The 18562-nt window shown below is 67.7% G+C and carries 18 protein-coding genes; 13 read left to right on the forward strand and 5 right to left on the reverse strand.

Features of this window, described 5'->3' with window-relative positions; translation table 11 throughout:
* Positions 1 to 47: 47 nt before the first annotated feature.
* On the forward strand, positions 48 to 674 hold the full coding sequence (locus IBJ82_RS19845) for a TetR/AcrR family transcriptional regulator (RefSeq protein WP_194827447.1): 627 nt from the start codon (positions 48 to 50) through the stop codon (positions 672 to 674).
* Between the two features lie 76 nt (positions 675 to 750).
* On the opposite strand, the gene IBJ82_RS19850 is transcribed toward IBJ82_RS19845, so the two are convergent.
* Together IBJ82_RS19850 and IBJ82_RS19855 are read right to left on the reverse strand one after the other, a co-directional pair.
* Positions 751 to 1818, reverse strand: coding sequence for an alpha/beta fold hydrolase (locus IBJ82_RS19850; protein ID WP_194827448.1), 1068 nt, complete (start codon positions 1816 to 1818; stop codon positions 751 to 753).
* Positions 1819 to 2019: 201 nt separating this feature from the next.
* Positions 2020 to 2817 (reverse strand): SAM-dependent methyltransferase, encoded by a 798-nt coding sequence (locus IBJ82_RS19855; protein WP_194827449.1) that lies wholly within the window; start codon positions 2815 to 2817, stop codon positions 2020 to 2022.
* A 171-nt stretch (positions 2818 to 2988) separates the two neighbouring features.
* On the opposite strand from IBJ82_RS19855, the gene IBJ82_RS19860 reads away from it, so the two are divergent.
* Complete coding sequence (locus IBJ82_RS19860; RefSeq protein ID WP_194827450.1) at positions 2989 to 3312, forward strand: hypothetical protein; 324 nt, start codon at positions 2989 to 2991, stop codon at positions 3310 to 3312.
* A gap of 234 nt (positions 3313 to 3546) precedes the next feature.
* Complete coding sequence (locus IBJ82_RS19865) at positions 3547 to 4749, forward strand: cytochrome P450 (protein ID WP_194827451.1); 1203 nt, start codon at positions 3547 to 3549, stop codon at positions 4747 to 4749.
* A 46-nt stretch (positions 4750 to 4795) separates the two neighbouring features.
* Here the strand turns inward: IBJ82_RS19865 and IBJ82_RS19870 are convergent, their stop codons facing one another.
* The 3 genes from IBJ82_RS19870 to IBJ82_RS19880 are packed head-to-tail and all read right to left on the reverse strand — an operon-like array spanning position 4796 to position 7700.
* A complete protein-coding gene (locus IBJ82_RS19870) occupies positions 4796 to 6019 on the reverse strand; it encodes a cytochrome P450 (RefSeq protein ID WP_194827829.1) in 1224 nt (407 codons plus the stop codon).
* Between the two features lie 2 nt (positions 6020 to 6021).
* Entirely contained in the window at positions 6022 to 6450 is a 429-nt protein-coding gene (locus IBJ82_RS19875; RefSeq protein WP_194827452.1) for a roadblock/LC7 domain-containing protein, read from the reverse strand.
* A complete protein-coding gene (locus IBJ82_RS19880) occupies positions 6450 to 7700 on the reverse strand; it encodes a sensor histidine kinase (protein ID WP_194827453.1) in 1251 nt (416 codons plus the stop codon). The genes IBJ82_RS19875 and IBJ82_RS19880 overlap by 1 nt, the downstream gene beginning before the upstream one ends.
* Before the next feature lie 432 nt (positions 7701 to 8132).
* Here IBJ82_RS19880 and IBJ82_RS19885 point away from each other — a divergent pair, with 432 nt between their 5' ends.
* The 10 genes from IBJ82_RS19885 (at position 8133) to IBJ82_RS19930 (ending at position 18558) form a co-directional block, all read left to right on the forward strand.
* Positions 8133 to 8291, forward strand: coding sequence for a hypothetical protein (locus IBJ82_RS19885; RefSeq protein ID WP_194827454.1), 159 nt, complete (start codon positions 8133 to 8135; stop codon positions 8289 to 8291).
* A 162-nt stretch (positions 8292 to 8453) separates the two neighbouring features.
* Complete coding sequence (locus IBJ82_RS19890) at positions 8454 to 9644, forward strand: lipid-transfer protein (protein WP_194827455.1); 1191 nt, start codon at positions 8454 to 8456, stop codon at positions 9642 to 9644.
* Between the two features lie 34 nt (positions 9645 to 9678).
* Positions 9679 to 10119 carry an SRPBCC family protein gene (locus tag IBJ82_RS19895; RefSeq protein WP_056820628.1) on the forward strand — a complete coding sequence of 147 codons (441 nt, stop codon included), beginning with the start codon at positions 9679 to 9681 and terminating at the stop codon, positions 10117 to 10119.
* On the forward strand, positions 10116 to 10988 hold the full coding sequence (locus IBJ82_RS19900) for a MaoC/PaaZ C-terminal domain-containing protein (protein WP_194827456.1): 873 nt from the start codon (positions 10116 to 10118) through the stop codon (positions 10986 to 10988). The genes IBJ82_RS19895 and IBJ82_RS19900 overlap by 4 nt, the downstream gene beginning before the upstream one ends.
* A gap of 12 nt (positions 10989 to 11000) precedes the next feature.
* On the forward strand, positions 11001 to 11879 hold the full coding sequence (locus IBJ82_RS19905) for an SDR family oxidoreductase (protein ID WP_194827457.1): 879 nt from the start codon (positions 11001 to 11003) through the stop codon (positions 11877 to 11879).
* Between the two features lie 2 nt (positions 11880 to 11881).
* Positions 11882 to 14116, forward strand: coding sequence for an acyl-CoA dehydrogenase (locus IBJ82_RS19910; protein WP_194827458.1), 2235 nt, complete (start codon positions 11882 to 11884; stop codon positions 14114 to 14116).
* On the forward strand, positions 14113 to 15270 hold the full coding sequence (locus tag IBJ82_RS19915; protein ID WP_194827459.1) for a CaiB/BaiF CoA-transferase family protein: 1158 nt from the start codon (positions 14113 to 14115) through the stop codon (positions 15268 to 15270). Before IBJ82_RS19910 ends, IBJ82_RS19915 begins: the two co-directional genes overlap by 4 nt.
* A 235-nt stretch (positions 15271 to 15505) precedes the next feature.
* Positions 15506 to 16189, forward strand: coding sequence for a TetR/AcrR family transcriptional regulator (locus IBJ82_RS19920; RefSeq protein WP_194827460.1), 684 nt, complete (start codon positions 15506 to 15508; stop codon positions 16187 to 16189).
* A gap of 84 nt (positions 16190 to 16273) precedes the next feature.
* Entirely contained in the window at positions 16274 to 17233 is a 960-nt protein-coding gene (locus tag IBJ82_RS19925; protein WP_194827461.1) for a diiron oxygenase, read from the forward strand.
* Positions 17230 to 18558, forward strand: coding sequence for a lipase family protein (locus tag IBJ82_RS19930; RefSeq protein WP_194827462.1), 1329 nt, complete (start codon positions 17230 to 17232; stop codon positions 18556 to 18558). The genes IBJ82_RS19925 and IBJ82_RS19930 overlap by 4 nt, the downstream gene beginning before the upstream one ends.
* The last annotated feature ends 4 nt before the right edge of the window (positions 18559 to 18562 follow it).

The following is an 18562-nucleotide window of genomic DNA, read 5'->3' on the forward strand; positions in this document are numbered from 1 at the left end:
TCGTACATCGGTGTAGGAATGCCGGGTGGGTTGCTATTGTGGGCCGCATGGGTAGCGAGACGGCAGTGCAGCGGCGAGGGCGGGCCGCGCACCTCGGCCCCGAGCGGCGCAGACCACAGGTACTCGACGCGGCGCTGGCCATCGCGGCCGACGACGGCGTCGCCGCGGTCACGATGGGCGCGGTCGCCGACTACATGAAGGTCACCCGCCCGGTGATCTATGCCTGCTTCCCCGATCGGGTCGAGCTGATCGACGCGCTGATCCAGCGCGAGGAGAGCTTTCTGATCTCCGGGGTCCTCGATGTGCTGCCACCGCGCGCGACCAACGCCGACGAGACAGTGTTCGTCGAGGGTTTCCGTACTCTGCTCAACAAGGCTGCCGAGCGGCCCGACGCCTGGCGGCTGATCTACGGCAACCCCGACCCCGCGGTCGCCGGTTCCTTCGGCCGCGGTCGACAACTGGCGGTCGAGCGCTGCACGGCGTTGCTACGACCGACCTTGCAGGCCTGGGGAATCGACGACGCCGAGCGTAAATTGCCCGCGCTGGTGGAGTTGTGGGTCTCGGCCGCCGAAAGCGCGGTCCGAACCCTGTTCGCCAACCAGGACGAGTGGAATCCCGATGACCTCGGTGCCTTCGTCGGCTCGGCCGTCTACCGGGCCATGCGCAGCGCGTGACGTCCGCGCCGTAGGTGATGCGTCCCGGTGAACGGCGGCGCGGCTGCTCGCCGACCCCGGTTCGTCGGTCGTTCGGTCAGTGGGTGGGCGAGGGTGTCCGGGCGGACAGCCGTGCGCTGTCGAGGAATTCCGCGATCGTCGCCCAGGTGGTGTCGCGGGCGGTCGGGCCCGCGATGATGCCGAGATGACTTCCCGGGACCTCGGTGAAGCGAACCTCCGACGCGCCGGTGAGCACCCTGGTGCCCGCCGCGACGGACGCCGACGAGGCCAGCGCGTCCTTGGTGCCGCCGATCAGCTGCGTCGGCGCGGTGAGTCCCGTCAGATCGATCGCGCGATTCGGGCCCAGATGCACGGTGCCCTTGAACATTTCGTTGCGGATGATCAGTTGGCGGTAGGCCTGGCGATAGAACCGGCCCGGGTAGCCGGGCATGGTGTCCATGAACCGATCCACCGATTGCATGCGGGCCAGCGCTTCGGTGTCGGCGATATTGCGGGCGATGTACCAGGGCTTGGTGAGCTCGCGGTCGATCGACTGGATGCGGAAACCGGCCCGCACCCCGTACTTCGGTACGCCACCGGCCACGCGCACAGGCAGGGTGACCTCGCGGCCGCCGGTGAGCTGCCCGAACCTGCGGGCCAACGAGATCTGACCGTTGCGGCGCTGATCGAACGGGGTTCCCACCGCGGTGACCGACCCGATCGGCAGGTCGGCGTGCCCGGCGGCGGTGAGCACGCTGATGGTGCCGCCGAACGACCAGCCGATCAGCTCGACGGGGGAGTGCTCGTTGTCCGCGCTGACCGCCTCGATCGCCGTCGGCACGATGTCGTCGACCCACTCCTCGAAGCCGAGATCGCGGTCCGCGTAGGTGATCTCGCCGTAGTCGAGTACATAGACCTCGCGCCCCAGATCGAGTAGGAATCGGACCAGGCTCTGGCTGGGCCGCATGTCGTAGCAGGAAATCGTCACCGCCAGCGGTGGCACGAGCAGCACGGGATCGCCGGTGGCTGGGGTGGAGCGGCGGTAGCGCAGCAGCCTGCGGTGCGGTTGGTCGTAGACGATGTCCGACGGCGTCGGCGCGTACGGCTCGACACCGTCACCGAAGAGCGCGACTACGTTGCTCAGTGCAACCGACAGGGGGCCCATATAAATCTCCGGATACGTCGCGACGACGGGAGAAAACTAGCTGTAACTCCCTGTAGCACCTTATCTGCTCCTGTGGAGTCGTCCGAATCCGCTGCTCAGTGGTACCCCGAACAACGTCGACGCCCCGTTCGAGCACCTGTCGAACGGGGCGTAGTGCTGTGCTTGCGCGGCAGCGGTGACCGCTGCCGTCCACGGCGTGGGTCAGGGTTTGCGGGCGACCGCACCGTAGGCCGAGATCGGCAGGACCTGGCCTACCTCGGTGGTCTCCGGGCGCCACTGGGTGATCGAGACGACGCCCGGTTCGGCTACTTCCATACCGTCGAAGACGCCGCGGATCTGGGCCTGCGGGCGGGGGACGTACGGTGTGCCGCCGGTGCCGGTGTAGTTCTCGCACAGGGTGACGTAGGCCTTGCTGTCGTCGGTGCCGTCCCAATAGATCAGGTGGCTGCCCGACGGCACCGCGTCGATGACGGTGTGCACGATACGCAGCAGGTCGTCGTAGGTTTTGGCGTGTCCGAGAACTCCCATGAACATCACGGCGATCGGCTCGTTGAAGTTCAGCACGTTACGCGCGTCGGCGACGATCTGTTCGGGATTGTGGAAGTCGGCGTCGATGTAGGTGGTGACGCCTTCGTCGGTGGTGCTGGTGAGCAGTGCGCGCGCGTGGGTGAGCACCAGCGGGTCGTTGTCCACGTAGACCACCTTGGCCTCCGGGGTGACGCCCTGAGCGACCTCGTGGGTGTTCTGCATCGTTGGCAGGCCGGTGCCGATGTCGAGGAACTGCTTGATCCCGCGTTCCTTCGCCAGAAAGCGGACGGCCCTGATCAGGAACTGTCGGGACTGCACGGCCATGGTCGAGATGTCCGGGTCGACCGCCAGTCCCGCGTCGCCGGCGATCTTGTCGATCTCGTAGTGGTCCTTACCGCCCATCCAGTAGTTCCAGATCCGCGCGGAGTGGGGAATGTCGGTCCTGATCACGGGTGTCTGCACGTCGGCCATAACCTTGCTCCTCTGCAACTTTGACAGTGGCGCGCCCCACCCAGGGGAGAACCACCAGCGACATAGCATCTGATCTGTTTGCGACAGTACAAGATTCATGCCGAAACGGTCGGTCCAATCCGTGAACCGTTTCGGCTGCGTTCATCGGCCGAAATCGGGTAAAGCCGCAACATGACGACACTGCGCAGAAATGCTGTGGCCACCGTGCTCACCGCGGCCGCGATCACCGTGCTCGGCACCGGTTGCGACCAGGTGGAGAAGGCGGTCAACAAGGGCGGCGATACCCCCTGTAGCGAGTACACCACCCAGAACACGGACGACAGACGGACGACGGTGACCAAGTTCCTCGAACAGGAGCGTGGTGACGACGCGAAGCCGGATGCGAGCCAGATCGACCTGTCCGTCGCCGCCATCGATCTCATGTGTGGGGCGCAGGCCAACCCGGACACCCCCATCCGCGAAGCCGATCTGACGGGGGTGCTCGTGCCCAAGTGACGCCACTGCAGGTCGCTGGGTATCCCCTCCTGCAGCGACGATAGCCTCGATCTCACCGCGTGCCCGGCATTTCAAATGTTCACTGCGACGGACACGTTCGGCCGGTAGCATCGCTAACGGACCGTAAGGTCTAGTCCAGCAAGATGTTTCGTTGCGATCGCGGAGAGCCGGGGTCCGCGGGGCACCGGGTGATCGAGAGGTTTCGCAGTGGAAACGGTGACGAATCGGGTCGTAATGGATCCGACTGGGCAAGACATTCAGGGCGAGATCGTCGAGATCAGGGCACACGGGCCCGCCACCAGGGTCGAGTTGCCGGGCGGGGTGCAGGCATGGTCGATCACCGATGCCGCGCTGCTGGAGAAGCTGCTCGTCGACCCCCGGGTGTCCAAGGACGCGGGCCAGCACTGGCCCGCGTTCGTCGCCGGCGAGATCCCCCCGGATTGGCCTCTGTACCTGTGGGTTTCGGCGCCGAACATGTTCACCGCCTACGGCACCGAGCACCGCAGGCTGCGCAAGCTGGTGGCGCCCGCCTTCACCGCGCGGCGTACCGAGGCCATGCGCGCACAGGTCGAGCGCATCACCAACGAACTGCTCGACGAGTTGGCACGGACCCCGGCCGGTCAGACAGTGGACCTGCGCGAGCAGTTCGCCTACCCGCTGCCGATCCAGGTGATCTCGGAACTGATGGGCGTGCCCGAGTCACTGAACCCCGGCCTGCGCACCTGCGTCGACGGCATCTTCGACACCACGCTCACCCCGGAGCAGTCACAGGCCAACTACATGGAGATGTACCGGATCCTCGGTGAACTGGTGGCGCTGCGGCGCGAGCAGCCCGGTGACGACATCACCAGCCTGCTGATCGTCCAGCGCGACGAGGACGAGGGCCAGCTCACCGAGGAAGAGCTCGTCGCCACGCTGCTGCTGGTGATCTCGGCGGGTCACGAGACCACCGTGAACCTGCTCGACCAGGCCATCACCGCGCTGCTCACACGGCCCGATGTGCTCGATGGCCTGCGCGCGGGCACGATCACCTGGCCCGATCTGGTCGAGGAGACGCTGCGATTCGAGTCGCCGGTCGCCCATCTGCCGTTGCGTTTCGCGGTGGACGATATCGACATCGACGGTGTACGGATCGCCAAGGGCGACCCGATTCTGGCGAGCTACGCCGCTGCCGCGCGCGATCCGAAGCTGCACGGTGAGACCGCCGACCAATTCGACCCCAACCGGGAAAAGCAGTCGCACATGGCATTCGGCTACGGGGCGCATCACTGCCTCGGTGCGCCGCTGGCCCGCATGGAGGCGCTGGTATCGCTGCCCGCCCTGTTCGAACGGTTCACCGACCTCAGGTTGGCCGCTCCCGTGGCCGACCTCGGCACGGTGCCCAGCTTCATCTCCAACGGTCACCGCCACCTGCCTGCCTACGTCCACGGCGGATAGCGTCGAATGTGCTCGGCCGACCCGTTCGGTCGGCCGAGCACGGCGATCAGAGGCCGGGTACCACCAGGGGGGCGGTGCTCGGGAACACCACCGGCAGGCCCGCCAACGCCCGGTGGAAAGGCCCTGGCCGCCAGACCAATTCCTCCGCCGGGACCGCCAGCTCGAGTTCCGGCAACGCGTCGAGGAGCTGGTCGATGGCCTCCTGGGCGATCAGGTAGGCCGGGGACTTCGCCGGGCAGCCGTGCGGGCCGGTGCTCCACGCCAGATGCGCGCGGTTGTCGAGGAAATCGCCGGTCCCGATCGCGGGATCGTTGTTGCACGCGGCCATGCTGATGACGACCGGCTGATGCGCGGGCAGCCACACATCGTCGACCAGGATCGGCTGACGCGGATACGTGGTGCAGAAATTGGCCATCGGCGGGTCGGTGTAGAGCACCTCGTCGAGAGCGTCGCGCGTGGACAGACTGCCGCCGAGCAGGCTGCCCGCGAAACGCTGATCGGTGAGCATCAGCCGCACCGTATTGAGAATCAGATTGAGCATCGGCTCGATCCCCGCGCCGTAGAGCGTGAGTACCTGGTTCATCAACTCTTCGTCGGTGAGCCGCTGCGGATGCTGCACCAACCGGGTCGTCACATCGTCACCGGGTTCACTCTGCTTGAGTCGCACCAGGTCGTAGAGCGCGTCTTCCATCATCTGCGTGCCGGTGGCCGCGGTGTCGCCGCCCTCGAACATCTGCGCCATTCCGGTCGCCACCCGCCCGCCGATGTCGGCCGGCACGCCGAGCATCGCGTTGATGGTGGCGAAGATGACGGGAAAGGCGTACTGGCTCAACAGATCAGCGCTGCCGTCGGCGCAGAAGGAGTTGATCACCGGCATCGCGATCTGCTCGACGGTGCGATGCAGCTGGTACAGGTCGACACCCGCCAGACCCGCGACGGTGACCTGCCGGTGGCGTGTGTGCTCCGCGCCCGCGGTGCGAATCGCGTTGGGGCGGTAGCGCATCATCGGAAGCACCGGGCAGTCGGCGGGGATATCGCGCTGCCACATCTTCGGGTCGGCGGGAAAATGGTCGGGATCGTTGAGAATCTGCACCGCGGTGCGGTAGCCGATCACCAGGGTGGCCGGGACCCCGGGCACCAGGTCGACCGGAACCAGCGAACCGAAACGCTGTCGCATGTCGCGGTAGGTGCTCTGCGGGTCGGCCGCGAATTCCGGCGAGTACAGCGGCACCCGATCCTGGCCGCTGCGCGAGTCCGGCGAAACGTCCAGTGTCACAGCGTGTACTCCTGAGTCGAGGATCGGTGCCTCGGCGACGCGCCGAGTTCGTGGCCGACCCTGGCGGCCAGCTCGTTCATGCGATGGGCGATGAGCGCGAGGTCGACATCGCCGGTCGTGGCGACGCCGAGCAGGGTGCCCGCGCCCGCGGCCGTGATCAGGACCATGCCCTCGTCGTACTCGGTCATGTTCTGGCGCACTGTGTTCGCGAGTCCACCGCAGAACTCGCCGAGCACCTTGCCCAGCGAGCGCAGCCCGCACGCGGCGGCCGCGAAACGTTCCGCGTCATCGGTGGAGATATCGCCGGAGTGCGCCACGCGTAGGCCGTCCTCGGATAACAACACCGCGAAGCGGACGCCGTCGAGAGTCAGGTCGTCCAGCAGCCACGCGAGGCGGTTGGTGCTGTTCGCGATCGGAGTACTCATCAGCTGTCGTGCCCTTTCGTCGAGCGTGCGGCCGCGGCGCGACCGTGTCTGGAACCGCTGTGCCAGGCCGCCGCGAGCTCGGGACGGGCCAGCACCTCGCCGGTGTCGACGCGCTCGTCGGCCGGGGCGACGGTGCGGCGCGTGCGTTTGGGCAGCCCGCCGGTGGTGCGGTCGAGCTCGGCCACGTCCAGCTCGGGCGCCGACGCGCTGATCTCGGAAACGGGTTGTGGCGGTGCTACCGGTTCGGGCGCCTCGGCATGCTTGGGGCGGTGCACCTCGCTGGCCGTGACGAGGAGGGCGGCGGGAACGAACACCATCGCCCTGGTGCCGCCGTAGATATTGGGCCCGTCGACATAGGCGGCGAAGCCGTAGCGGCGCGCGAGCGCGGCGACACCGGGGAACCCCACCCGCGGGGACGGGCCGAGCGCGTTGATGTCGACGACGCGCTCACCCGAGAGCACCTGGCGGGCCTCCTCCATCTGTTCGCGGCTCATCCGCACCCCCGCGTCGTCGATGATCACGGTGACGCCGTGGTGGCCCTGCTGGTAGGAGATGTCGACGAACGACGACGGCGGCGAATAGCGCAGCGCGTTGTCGAGCAGGGTCGCGACCGTGTGCACCAGCGGTTCTACCGCCCGGCTCATGACCACGAGATCGCAGTTGCCCGTGCGCACGCGCAGATAGTCGCGCACGCGGCCGGTGGCGCCGCCCACCACGTCGCCGACGGTCTGCTGCGGCCAGCGTCTGCCGGGCAGCCCGCCGGAGACGATCACGTAGGCCTGCGCCTGGCGAATCATCTGCTGGACCGTGTGATCGATGCGGGTCAGCGTCGCGTAGACCTCGTCGTTGCGGTTCTCCCGCAGCGCGTTGCTCACGACCTGGCCGACGTCGGCGCCGAGACTGACCACGGTGGTGCCGAAGGCGCGGACCGCGTTGCTGGTGGCCGACCGCGCGTCGGCGGAGACCTGGGCGCGCGTCTGCTCCTGTGCCGCCTCGACCTGCGCCGCGGTGCGTTCTTCGGCGGCCCGCTCGGCCAGTGCTGTCTCGTGTTCTCGCGCACGCAGTTCCTCGGCGTGGGCGAGCGACATCTGTTTCATCGCCGCGTCTTTGGCGTGGAGATCGCGCTCGGCCACCACCAGGCGGCCGCGGATCTGACGTTCGTTGCGCAGGGCCTGTAACGCGACAGCGACCGCGCCGAGCAGGACCAGTGTTGCTAGGGAGAACAAGAAGACCGCGAGCGTCGGAGTCATCGGTTCCTTTGTCGTTTGTACCGACCGAAGAGCCGTGGTGGCCGGGTCCTCGCCGGTCTCTCCGACGAGACTTCTCGCCGACGTCCTGCCCTCACGAGAGCTGCGCCGCACCACAATTCGGTACCGCGCGCGTGAGTTCGGTCGATTCCGGGCTCGCTGCCCGGCGTTTCGGCGATGCCGGACACGTTAGCAGTGCGAATTGCCGAGTGCTCCAAAGGGGTTGCCGCAGAACGTAACTCGCACTGTGGTGTAGGGGTCGTGAATTGATACCGGCGGTTTACCCTCGCCGTGTACGGTTGAACGCATACAGGTCGGCCGTGACCAGCGGCGACCAACGCGTCGTCGCCGCACTCGGCCCCGAGTCACCGGCTCTCATTCCTTACCCTCGTCTGCCGCAGCGGCGCCGTCGATCGATCCGAGGAAGAGCCCTGCATGACCAGCGATCTCGACGACGACCCGTCCGACATGACACCCGCCGACCCCGAGGAAGAAGACCCGACCGTCCATTGGCCCGAACCGAGCCCGCTGCAATCGTGGTGGACCGACATCATGGGCGCCAAGAAACCGCGCCGTTTCGGCCAGCAGAGCTGACTCGGCCGATATGACCCACAAGGGCCGCACCGTCACCGGTGCGGCCCTTGTCATGTTCGAGCTGTATTCCCCAGGGTATTGACCTGGACGCCGTGTCCAACATAAATTACATGGACACCGTGTCTCAGGTATCCGGGACACACGGCACACGGGAGCGCGTACATGACACAGAAGGTGTTCGTCGTCGGCGTCGGCATGACGAAGTTCGAGAAGCCGGGTTCGCTGGAGTGGGACTATCCGGAGATGGCCCGCGAGGCCGGGACCAAGGCGCTCGCCGATGCCGGTATCGACTACGACCAGGTCGAGCAGGCCTACGTCGGCTATGTGTACGGCGAGTCCACCTCGGGACAGCGCGCGGTCTACGAGCTGGGCCTGACCGGCATTCCGGTGATCAACGTCAACAACAACTGTTCCACCGGATCGACCGCGCTCTACCTCGCGGCGCAGGCGATTCGCGGTGGCCTCGCCGAGTGCACGCTCGCACTGGGCTTCGAGAAGATGCAGAAGGGCTCGCTCGGTTCGACCTACGACGACCGTGAGCAGCCGATGATGAAGCACCTGCTGGCGCTGGCCGAATTGCAGGAGTTCGCCATGCCGCCCGCGCCGTACATGTTCGGCGCCGCGGGCAAGGAGCACATGGAGCTCTACGGCACCACCGCCGAGCAGTTCGCCAAGATCGGCGTCAAGAACCACAAGCACTCGGTGAACAACCCGTACGCGCAGTTCCAGAAGGAATACAGCCTGGAAGAAGTGCTGGGCGCCAAGCAGATCTACGGTCCGCTCACCAAGCTGCAGTGCTCGCCGACCTCCGACGGCTCCGGTGCCGTGATCCTGGCCAACGAGGACTTCGTCGACCGGCACAATCTGGCCGACCGCGCGGTCGAGATCGTCGGGCAGGCCATGGTCACCGACCTGCAGACCACCTTCTCCACCAACAGCGCGATCAACCTGGTCGGCGCCGACATGTCGCGCACCGCGGCGCGCAAGGTCTACGAGCAGGCCGGGATCGGCCCCGCCGACATCGACGTCATCGAACTGCACGACTGCTTCTCCACCAACGAACTGCTGACCTACGAGGCTCTCGGCCTGTGCGCACCGGGCGAGGGCGGTCGGCTCGTCGACGACAACGCCACCACCTACGGCGGCCAGTGGGTCGTCAACCCGTCGGGCGGTCTGATCTCCAAGGGCCATCCCCTCGGGGCGACCGGGCTGGCCCAGTGCAGCGAACTCACCTGGCAGCTGCGCGGCGACGCCGATGCCCGTCAGGTCGCGGACGCGCGCATCGCCCTGCAACACAACATCGGTCTCGGTGGCGCGGTCGTAGTGACCGCCTACCGTCCCGCCGTTCGCTGACCTTCCCCCACCGAATCACACCAGGAGAAACCCCATGGCATCTGTATCCGTTTCCACCGCACTTCCCGTCGCCCCCGAGCTGGCGTGGGCCCGTCTGAGCGATCTCGCCAACTGGGAGGAATGGCTGACCATCCACCAGGGCTGGCGCGGCGATCTGCCCGCCGAGCTCGCCGCGGGCTCGCGTTTCACCGAGGTCGTGTCGGTGATGAACATGGCCAACAAGATCGAGTGGACCGTCGCCGAGGTCGTCCCGAACTCGTTCCTGCGCATCACCGGCGCCGGAATGGCCGGTGTCACCATCGAATTCGCGCTGAAGGTGGAGGCCACCGAGACGGGCTCGGAGGCCGCGTTCGACGCGAGCTTCAAGGGCGCGATGATCGTGGGCCCGATCGGCAAGGCTGTGGCCAAGCACGCCGAAGCCGATCTGAAGGAGTCGATGGAGAAGTTCACCGCGCTCGTCGGCTCGGCCGCATGACCACCTCGGAATCGGCCGGAGTCGTCTTCGACGGCTCCGGCCTGGGGGAGTGGACCGACGAGGAGCGGTTCTCGGTCACCGCCGAGCGGATCGCGGAATACGCCGCGGCGACCAATGATCCGATCGCCGCGCACCTATCGGGCGAGATCGCGCCGCCGGTGTTCGCGGTGGTGCCGGTCTTCACCTCGATGGCACCGGCCGCGCTGTCGGTCGCGCCGGTGGAACTGCTGATGAAGCTGGTCCACGGCGAGCAGGACTTCCTCTTCCATCGGCCGATCCGGGCCGGTGACGAGCTGGTGGTACGGGCCAAGCCGATCGGCTACGTGGGCCGACCCAACGGGTCGACGGTGGTCGTCTATGCCGAAACCCGCGACGCGGCGGGTGAACTCGTCAACGAGCAGTGGATGACCGCGTTCTTCCGCAAGGTCGACGCGGGCCCCGGTGAAGGCGAGCTCGCGCCCGCACACCGGATCACCGACGCGGACCGGGCCGCTGACCCGGTCGCGACGGTCACCGCCCACATCGACGAGGACCAGACCTTCCGCTATTCCCCGGCCTCGGGCGACCCGATGCCGATCCACCTCGACGACGAGATCGCCCGCATGGCAGGCCTTCCCGGCATCATCAACCACGGTCTGTGCACCATGGCGTTCACCTCGTGGGCCGCGCTGACCGAACTCGCCGACGGCGACACCGCGCGCCTGCGCAGGCTCGCCGTGCGGTTCGCCAAGCCGGTGCTGCCCGGCCAGGACATCACCAGCACCTTCTGGCCCACCGAATCCGATGATCCGGGCGTGCGGGCCTACGCCTTCGAGACCGAAGCCGTGGGCCAGATCGCGATCACCGACGGCCGCGTCGAAATCAACTAGGAGACAGAACTCATGGGAAAACTCGACGGTCGCGTCGCGGTCATCACCGGTGCCGGTCGCGGCATCGGCCGCGAACACGCGCTGCTGTTCGCCCGCGAAGGCGCCAAGGTCGTGGTCAATGACCTCGGCGGCGCCAACGACGGCACCGGCACCGACGCAGGCCCGGCCCAGCAGGTGGTCGACGAGATCGTCGCCGCCGGCGGAACCGCGGTCGCCAACACCGACAACATCGCCACCTGGGACGGCGCGAAAGCGCTGGTCGACCAGGCGGTCAGCGAGTACGGCACCCTCGACATCGTCGTGAACAACGCGGGCATCCTGCGCGACGCGTTCATCGCGGGCATGGACGAGTCGCAGTGGGACTCGGTCATCGCGGTGCACCTCAAGGGCCACGCCGCCACCCTGCATCACGCCGCGGCGTACTGGAAGGCACAGTCCAAGGCCGGTACCCCGGTGTCGGCCTCGGTGATCAATACCGCGTCGGCCTCCGGCACGTTCATGCCCAATGCCGGTCAGGGCAACTACGGTGCGGCCAAGGCCGGCATCGCCGCGCTGACACTGGTCGCCGCCGACGAGCTCGAACGCTACGGCGTGCGCGTCAACGCGATCGCCCCGATCGCGCGCACCCGACTGACCCTCGCGACCCCCGGTATGGGCGCGCTGTTCGCCGCCGAGGTGCCCGAGGGCGAGTTCGACGCGTTCGCCCCGGCCAATATCTCCCCGCTGGTCGCACACCTCGCCGCGGCCGACTGCGCGCTCACCGGCAAGGTGTTCGCCGTGCAGGGCGGTGCGATCGTCGAACTGGCCGGTTGGCACGACGTGCGCACCGTGGAAACCGACGGACCGTGGACCATCGACGAGGTGGCCGCCCAGCTGAAAGAGACCAACTAGCCATGGCGCGCAACAGTTATGAGCTCGGGGTCGGCGTCAGTGAGGACCATCTGGCCCTCGCCGACGCGGTCGCCGGATTCGTCGAGCGGACCGTCACGGCCGATGTCGTTCGGGCCGCGGTCGAGTCCACCGACTCGGGCAAAGTCCTGCCGTACTGGGACGCGCTCGTCGCCCAGGATCTGCTGAGCCTGCACATCGCCGAGGACCTCGGCGGTCAGGGGGCCGGTCTGCTGACACTGGCCGTCGCACTCGAACCGCTCGGGCGTGGCCTGCACACCGGTCCGTTCGTCCCGACGGTTCTCGCCGGTGCGGTGCTGGCCGCCGCGCGCGGCACACGCGCCGAGGGCACGTCGGAATCGGCGTCCGCTCGGCTTGCCGGGCTGGCGGACGGATCGCGCACCGGTGCGGTGGCATTGACCTCGAACTTCACCGGCACGCTGACCGATGGCACGTTGACCGTCAGCGGAACGGCAGATGGTGTGCTCGGGGCACTGTCGGCCGATGTCGTCATCGCGCCGGTCAGCGTGGCCGGCGAACAGCGGTGGGTCGTCTTCGAGAACATCGATCTGACGATCAGCGCGCAGGACAGCGTCGACGTGCTGCGTGGTTCGGCTCGCCTGCACGCGGATTCGGTCGCGGTCTCGTTCGATTCGGTGCTCGACGTGACGTCGGCGCGCGTGCGTTCGGTGGCCGCTGTGGTACTCGGCGCCGAGGCAGTCGGCGTGATGTCGTGGTGTGTGTCGACCGCGTCGGAATACGCCAAGACCCGGGTGCAGTTCGGTCGGCCGATCGGTCAGTTCCAGGGTGTCAAACACAAGTGCGCCCAGATGGGCATCGCGCTGGAGAAGGCGCGCGCCGTGCTGTGGGACGCCGCGTACGCGCTCGATCGCGACGACGACACCGCCGATTACGCGGCCGCCGTCGCCGCGCTGATCATTCCCGACGCCGCGGTGCAGGTCGCCCAGGAGTGCATCCAGGTGCACGGCGGCATCGGCTTCACCTGGGAGCACGACGCGCACCTATACTACCGGCGGGCCCTGGCGTTGCGTGGCCTGCTCGGTGCGCGCGACGAACGTGCCGAGGCGGTGGCCGGTTACGCGCTGTCGGGGCTGACCCTGTCCAGTGAACTGGAATTGCCCGCCGAGGCCGAACAGATCCGTGCCGCGGTCCGGGCCGAACTCGCCGAGATCGCGGCGATCGACGACGAGGACGACCAGCTCGTCGCCCTCGGCGACGGCGGCTGGAACCTCCCGCACCTGCCCCGCCCCTACGGCCGCTCGGCCTCCCCGCTCGAGCAGGTGGTGATCGCCCAGGAGATCAAGGCCTCCGGCATCCAGATGCCCCAGCTGCTGATGGGCACCTGGGCGGTCGGCGCGATCGTTCCGCACGGTGACGACCGCCAGAAACAAGAACTGGTCGTGCCGACACTGCGCGGCGAACTGGTGTGGTGCCAGCTGTTCAGCGAACCGGGCGCGGGCTCGGATCTGGCGAGCCTGACCACCAAGGCCACCAAGGTCGACGGTGGCTGGCGGGTGAGCGGACAGAAGATCTGGACCACGGTCGCGCAGTTCTCGGACTGGGCGATGCTGATCGCGCGCACCAGCCCCGACAAGCCCAAACACGAAGGCATCACCTACTTCGTGCTCGACATGTCCTCGCCCGGGATCACGGTGCGCCCGCTGCGGGAGATGACCGGATCGGCACTGTTCAACGAGGTGTTCCTCGACGAGGTGTTCATTCCGGACGAGAACGTGGTCGGCGAGGTCGACGACGGCTGGCACGTGGCCCGCACGACCCTCGCCGGTGAGCGGGTGGCGCTGAGTCAGAAGATGGAGGCCTACGCCACCGACACCGACCTGCTGCATTTCGCGATCGGACGCGACCTCTCGCCGGTGGCGCGCTACCGGCTCGGCGAACTCATGGCAGAGAGCCGAGCGGTGGACGTGATCAGTTCGCGGGTGGTGCTCAAGCAGCTGTCCGGCATCGACGTGTCCACCACGTCCAGCGTCGGCAAACTGCTGGGAATGGCACTGGGACAGGCGATTTCGGAGTACGTCGTCGCCGAACTCGGCGTCGCCGGTGTGGTGTCGGTGCCCGGCGAGCGCAGCGACCACGCGATGGAACAGCTGATCGCGGGCCGTGCCACCACCATCTACGGTGGCACCACCGAGGTCCAGCTCAATGTCATCGGTGAGCGGATGCTCGGTCTGCCACGGGATGCGGCGGTGAACGGGTGAGTACTCCCGGCTCTCGGACGAGCGGACCCCTTGCCGGTCTGCGGGTGATCGAAATCGCCAGTCTCGCACCGGGTCCCTTTGCGTGCATGGTGCTGGCCGATCTCGGCGCCGAGGTGATCCGCGTGGATCGGGTCGGTGACTCGGCCGGGCTGCTCGCCCCGTCGGGTGTGCTCGACCGCGGCCGCGCCTCCATCGCGGTGGACCTGAAATCGACCGAGGGCCGGGAGGTCGTGTTGCGCCTGGCCGAAACCGCCGACATTCTCGTCGAAGGGTTCCGGCCGGGCGTGGCCGAACGCATGGGCATCGGGCCCGACGCCTGCGCCGCTCGCAATCCCGGGCTGATCTACGGCCGGATGACCGGGTGGGGCCAGGACGGACCGCTGGCCGACGCCGCCGGTCACGACATCAACTACATCGGTGTCGCCGGCGCGTTGGATCTGCTCGGCCGGGCCGGACAGAATCCGACTCCGCCGGTGAACCTGCTCGGCGACTTCGGTGGCGGCGGAATGCTACTCGTCGTCGGTGTGCTCGCCGCACTGCAGGAACGGACGCGATCGGGCCTCGGCCAGGTGGTCGACGCCGCGATGGTCGACGGCGCGGCCCTGTTGACGGCGTTCCTGCACGGCATGCACGCCGCGGGTCTGTGGGAAGGCGAACGAGGCGAGAACCTGCTCGACGGCGGTGGCGCCTATTACGACACCTATCGCTGCGCCGACGGCGGATATGTCGCGGTCGGCGCGGTCGAGCCACACTTCTACGCCGAACTGCTCGACCGGCTCGGCTTGGCGTCGGCCGAGTTGCCCGCGCAGTACGACCTAGACAGCGCCGAGGAACTACGCACGGCGCTGGCCGAGGTGTTCGCCACCAAGTCGCGCGACGAGTGGGCCGCGGTGTTCGCGGACTCGGATGCCTGCGTGTCGCCGGTGCTGTCGCCGTGGCAAGCCCACGAGCACCCGCACAACAAAGCCCGTGACACCTTCGTCGAGGTTGGTGGCATCAGGCAGCCGGCCCCCGCCCCCCGGTTCGGGCGCACACCCGCACCGGTGCCGCGCCCTGGCAGCACCACCGGCGCCGACACCGGTGCGGTATTGCGCGAGCTCGGCTACAGCGACGACGAGACCGACCGTCTGCGCCGCGCCGGGGCGATCGCCTGACGCCCGCCGCTCACCGGTGCCTTCCGAGCCCGACCCGCTGCACTACAGTTCGTCGTTGTATTCGGTAAACCGCCTCTCCGGTCTCGGCAAACCCGATGGGTCCCTTTCCGGAGGGGCCCGCCCCGATCTGGACTGAGTGGAGGGTGCGACGAAGGAGTACCCGGAGGGAGGGAAGATCGGGGGCCCGAAGGGCCCCGACTCGAGCGCGCCAGCGCTCCAAAAAAGCAGGAGGAATGTGACCGCACAGCGCACCGACGGCAGAGCCAGCCGCTGGGACCGCCACCGCGCCGACCGCCGTGAACTGATCCTCGCCGCTGCCCTCGAGGCCGTGCAGTCCCAGGGTGCCTCGGTCGGCGTCCAGGAGATCGCCGACCTCGCCGGCGTCCCTCGCTCGGTCCTGTACCGCCTGTTCAAGGACCGCCAAGACCTCGACGAGCAACTGCGCACCCGCATCATCGACGACTTGATGGCCGTACTCGCGCCCACCCTGAATCCCGAGGGCACCGTCGCCGAGGCGATCGCACGCTCCGTCGACGCCTATGTGGGCTGGATCGCGACCAACCCGCGCCTGCACTATTTCCTCGGCGCCGGATCCGGTGCTAGCAAGGATCACAACTCGCCGATCGTGTCCGGGACCAAGATCGCCATCGCGGGGACCGTGCGCGAGGTGTTCGAGAGCGCGTTGCGGGCACAGTCCGCGCCGGAGGCAGTCGCCGAACCGATGGCCTTCGGCCTGGTCAGCTTCGTCGACGGCAGCGTGAACCGGTGGCTGAGCCGGTCGATGCAGCCGATGGACGCGGCCGAGCTGTCGTCCTACCTGCAGGTCGCCATCTGGGCGATCATCGACGCCAGTCTGCGCGAGGTCGGCGTCACCCTCGATCCACAGACGTCGATCGCCGAACTGACGACGGCGAATTAGATGTAACACGCGGTTGCGTCAACCCTTGTGTGGTACCGCTGGTACCACTAAACTGGGTAGTGGAATCGTACCGAGGAGACACCGATGACGCTGTCCAGCTACCACGAGGTCCTGCAGAGCCTGTCCGAAGGCTCGGTGACCAAACACTTCGATCCCTACGTCGATATCGACTGGGACTCGCCCGAGTTCGCCGTGCACAGCGACGACCCGCGCTGGATCATGCCCGAGGCAGACCCGCTGGGCCGTCACCCCTGGTACAAGGCGCAGCCGGTCGAACGGCAGATCGCGATGGGTCTGTGGCGCCAAGCCGGGATCGCCAAGGTCGGCATCGACTTCGAGCAGTTGCTGATCCGCGGGCTGATGCAGTACCTGACCTCGGTACCCAACGGTGACCCGGAATTCCGCTACGTCACGCACGAGGCCGCCGAAGAGTGCAACCACACGATGATGTTCCAGGAGATGATCAATCGCATCGGCTATCGCGATGTGGTGGGCATGGGCTCCGTCGATCGCACGCTCGCCTTGGTCATCTCGCCCGCGGTGAAGTTTTTCCCCGGGTTCTTCTTCACGATGGTCCTCGGTGGCGAGGAGCCGATCGATCATCTGCAGAAGGCGCTGCTGCGCAGCGGCACCGACCTGCATCCGATGGTCCATCGGGTGATGGAGATCCACGTGGCCGAGGAGGCCAGGCACATCTCGTTCGCGCACGAGTATCTGCACCGCAACGTGCCTTCGATGAACCCGGTATCGAAAACTGTGCTGTCGGTGGCCTTCCCGATCACGATGCGGGTGATGCTGGCGATGATCGCGACCCCGCCCAAGCAGTTCGTCGAGAAGTTCGCGATTCCCGACGAGGTGATGCGAGACGCGTACTGGCGCAGCCCCGGATCGCGACACATCAAGCGTGACGTGTTCACCGATGTGCGCGCGCTGGCCACCGACATCGGCCTGATGAACCCGGTCGCCAAGCGGGTGTGGCGGCTGCTCGGCATCGACGGACCGGTATCGCGCTACCGCAGCGAGCCCGCGCGCAGGACCGCATGAGGCCCGAAAGCTGGCCGGCGCCCACGCGGGCCGAGCTCCCGGACAAGGATCCGTTCTTCGCGCCCCGGCCAGGATTCGAGAGCCTCGCCGAGGGCACGATCCTGCGTTCGCGACCGGTCGAACTCGCCGCGTTCGGTCTGATCGGGCTGAAGGTCAGGGCCTGGCAGCTGCTGTACCGCACGACCGATCTCAACGGCACGCCAGAGGCATCCGTCACCACCGTGGTGGCACCGGTCGGCGGTGTCGCACCCGGTGCGCCACTGCTGTCGTTCCAGTGCGCGATCGACGCCATCTCGCCGCGAGCCTTTCCGTCCTATTCGTTGCAGCGCGGCTCCCGTGCCATCGGCACCTTCGTGCACGTCGAGCTCCTGTGTTTTGTCGACGCGCTGTCCAAGGGCTGGGCGATCTCGATCCCGGATCACGAAGGCATGCTCGGCGCGTGGGGAGCGCCACGCGAACCGGGCTACCGCGCCCTCGACGGCATCCGTGCCGCGCTGGCCTTCGGACCCGGCGGGCTCGACCCGTCGGCGCAGGTCGGCCTGTGGGGTTACTCCGGCGGCGGGCTGGCCACGGCATGGGCCGCGGAAATGGCGCCGACCTACGCCCCCGAACTCGACATCGTCGGTGCGGTGCTCGGTTCCCCGGTGGGCGATCTGGTCTCGACCTTCCATCGACTCAACGGCGGCCTGCACGCCGGACTGCCGACCCTCGTCGTGGCCGCGCTGCGCCGGGTGTATCCGGCGTTCGAGGAGCTGGTCACCACCCATTTCAGCGACGAAGGTCGCGCGGTGCTCGACAAGGCCGCCCAGTCGACGACCGCCGCCGCGGTAGTGCGGCTGGCTCGCTACAACGTCGACCGGCACAGCGGTACCCCGATCGCCGAGCTCCTCGCGATGGAAGCGATGCTGGCCGTCTTCGCCGATCTCACGCTCGGCGACCGGGCGCCCGCGGTACCGCTGTTGGTCGTGCAAGCCGTGCACGACCAGATCATCTCGGTGGCCGATATCGACGCGCTCGTGCAGCGCTATCGCGAGCACGGCGCGCACGTGACCTACCTGCGTGACCGGGCCAGCGAGCACCTCACCCTGCTTCCGCTGTCGACACCGCTGAGCCTGAACTGGCTCAGCGACCGATTCACCGGAGTAGCGGTGACGCCGTCGCGAACCCGCACGGTGCGCACCGTGCTCGCGCTACCGGCGGGTCGTCGGGGTTTGGGCGCCCTCGTGCTCGCCGCGATGCGGGTCCTGTTCGGGCGGCCCATCACGGCCTCGACGGCCGTTTACGGCCCAGAACGCACGGCGAGCAGGGCTCATCGCGCAGCCTGAAGCA

The organism is Nocardia sp. XZ_19_231, from assembly GCF_015355705.1.
Classification (GTDB): Bacteria; Actinomycetota; Actinomycetes; order Mycobacteriales; family Mycobacteriaceae; genus Nocardia; species Nocardia salmonicida.